Source organism: Phyllobacterium sp. (genome assembly GCF_037994425.1).
In the GTDB taxonomy this organism is placed as follows: Bacteria; Pseudomonadota; Alphaproteobacteria; order Rhizobiales; family Rhizobiaceae; genus Phyllobacterium.
On sequence record NZ_JBBNAM010000088.1, the window covers coordinates 1 to 2409 of the forward strand.

The 2409-nt window shown below is 53.3% G+C and carries 2 protein-coding genes; both read left to right on the forward strand.

The window, feature by feature from the left end; translation table 11 throughout:
* The first annotated feature begins 338 nt into the window (after positions 1-338).
* A complete protein-coding gene (gene murQ / locus AAAB35_RS06585; protein ID WP_340667412.1) occupies positions 339-1262 on the forward strand; it encodes an N-acetylmuramic acid 6-phosphate etherase in 924 nt (307 codons plus the stop codon).
* Positions 1263-1325: 63 nt separating this feature from the next.
* Positions 1326-1865, forward strand: a complete 540-nt coding sequence (gene fae / locus AAAB35_RS06590) for a formaldehyde-activating enzyme (RefSeq protein WP_340667413.1) — start codon at positions 1326-1328, stop codon at positions 1863-1865.
* Positions 1866-2409 lie beyond the last annotated feature (544 nt).

Sequence of the window (2409 nt, forward strand, 5' to 3'; positions counted from 1 at the left end):
CTCACGCTCGCTCATCAAAATCAGTCCCAAAATCTGCTTCCCGTCGCTCGTTACAAAGAGGCGGGAGGGTGGTCACAACGACATTTCTACTTTGCAAATACCGGACATTTTAACTTTGCGGCTACAAGAGAAAATCACGTAATCAACATTATGGAACTATCGTACTAGCGCAGCTTTTACGTTGCTAAGGACCATCCCGAGTCGGAACGCGCTGCTTGCAGGATTTCTATCACCCTGTTTTGGCTTGTGCGCAAGTCCAACGAAATGAGATGATGTTCGTCAGCTTGACGCATCCAGTTCCTATGCTCTGGTACAAGTAGCAAATCGAGATCGCGCTCATGACAGAGCAAAACTTACTATCCGAATTGGAGGCATTGATCTCCGAAGACCGCAATCTGCGAACCATGCAGATTGATTTGTTGCCGACCCTCGATATCCTGGAGCGGATCAACCAGGAAGACAAAACGGTTGCGTACGCCGTTGAGAAGGTCATCCCGGAAGTGGCCAAAGCGGTCGAAAGGATCGTTGAGGCGTTCAAGAAGGGGGGCCGACTGGTTTATATCGGCGCGGGTACAAGCGGCCGGCTGGGCGTTCTTGATGCAACGGAATGTTCGCCAACTTTCAGCGTTTCGGAGAGCATGGTCGTTGCACTAATCGCTGGTGGCGTCGATGCGTTCACCACTGCGGCAGAAGGTGCCGAGGACAATCCTGAGTGCGGCGTTCTCGACTTGCAACAGGTTGCGTTGACAGCGGACGACGTAGTCGTGGGTATCGCGGCCAGTGGACGTACACCTTACGTCATCGGCGGGCTCAACTATGCGAGACAGGTCGGAGCAGCAACTGTCGCGCTAACCTGCAATCCCAATTCGGCCATCGCTTCCATAGCTGACATTGCAATTTGTCCCGTTGTCGGTCCCGAGGTTCTCGCGGGTTCGACCCGGCTAAAGTCTGGAACCGCGCAGAAGCTCATTCTTAATATGTTAACGACCACGAGTATGATTTGCATGGGCAAGACCTATGAAAATCTGATGGTCGATCTCAACGTGCGCAACCAGAAACTCCTGGCCCGCGCTGTGAGGATCGTCATGCAGGCAACTGGGTCCGGTTATGACGAAGCGCGACAAGCCCTTGACAGGGCGGGCAACGAAGTCAAGCTCGCCATCCTCGTCTTGTTAACCGGCATGAGTATTGACGAGGGCCGGCTGGCCCTTAGGGCAGCGGCAGGATTTCTTCGCAAAGCGATAGATGATGCTACTTGCTGATTTCAACTTTACCGGGCAAGGAAGTGGCGGATAGGTTCGTGGCACAATCGACAAGGAGAGTACATGTCTGAGATTTGGTTTCGCACAGGTGAAGCAACAGTTCTCGCCGCGGAGGGGCAGGTAACGGACGCCATGCCCGAAATCGTAATCGGATCGGTGCGCGGTCCGGTCGGCCACGCCTTCGCTTCGATGATGGGCCAGGTCAAGGGTCACACGCGCATGTTCGTGGTCCGCGATCTCAACCAGGCGGTGCGCCCCGCCACGATGATGACGAGCAAGGTTACGATCAAGAACATGGCCTACGCGGAACTGCTGGGTGGCGTCGTGCAGGCGGCCATGGGAGATGCGATCGTTGACTGCCTGTCGGAGGGCATTCTGCCCAAGGACGAGGCGGATGACTTGTGCATGATCATCACGGTCTGGCTCGATCCTCGATGTGCCGAGGATGAGAATCTCGATCGTAAGGACCTATACCGCACCAATTATGAGGCGACGAAGCTGGCAATTTCCCGAGCCATGACCGGCAAGCCCACGGTTGACGAACTCATTGCAAATCGCAAGACAGTCAAACACTACGCGCTTGATGAGGTGATCGACTATTAAGTCGTTCTGTTCCTGGTTTTCTAAAAAACAAAACGCGCTCCGGAGAGCGCGTTGTAGATGGGCCTTAGCCTGTCTTTTTCTAAGTTGTTTTCATCATGTATTCGTCTACCCGCAGTGCTAAGCCCATATTCTAACTCAACCAAATATAGAATTTCGACTTACGCCCCCCACTGCTGCCCGCTCATTCCTGCATGGGTAAATGCTTCTTTTTGTTGGTCCTATGCATCAAATTCGCGATCACAAGATGACGCTATGTTACGAAGCGTTACAGCAGCGTGACTCAAATACCCCGCCAACGGCTTTTTGCACAAAATCACATAGTCAATTGTAATTAATCTGCGGCATCTCTTGCAAAGACGCGCGTGAAGGGCCCCATTTCAAACACTAGTTTGCCGCGTGGCTGGCCTTCTTGGCGGATGAGTAGTGCGAGCGCTTGTCCTCATACATCAACAGGTCGGCGCGCTTGGCAACCGATTCCATTTTCTCGCCGATATTGCTGGTCGCCCATCCGATGGACATGTCGAGCGGGATATTGGAGTAGTAC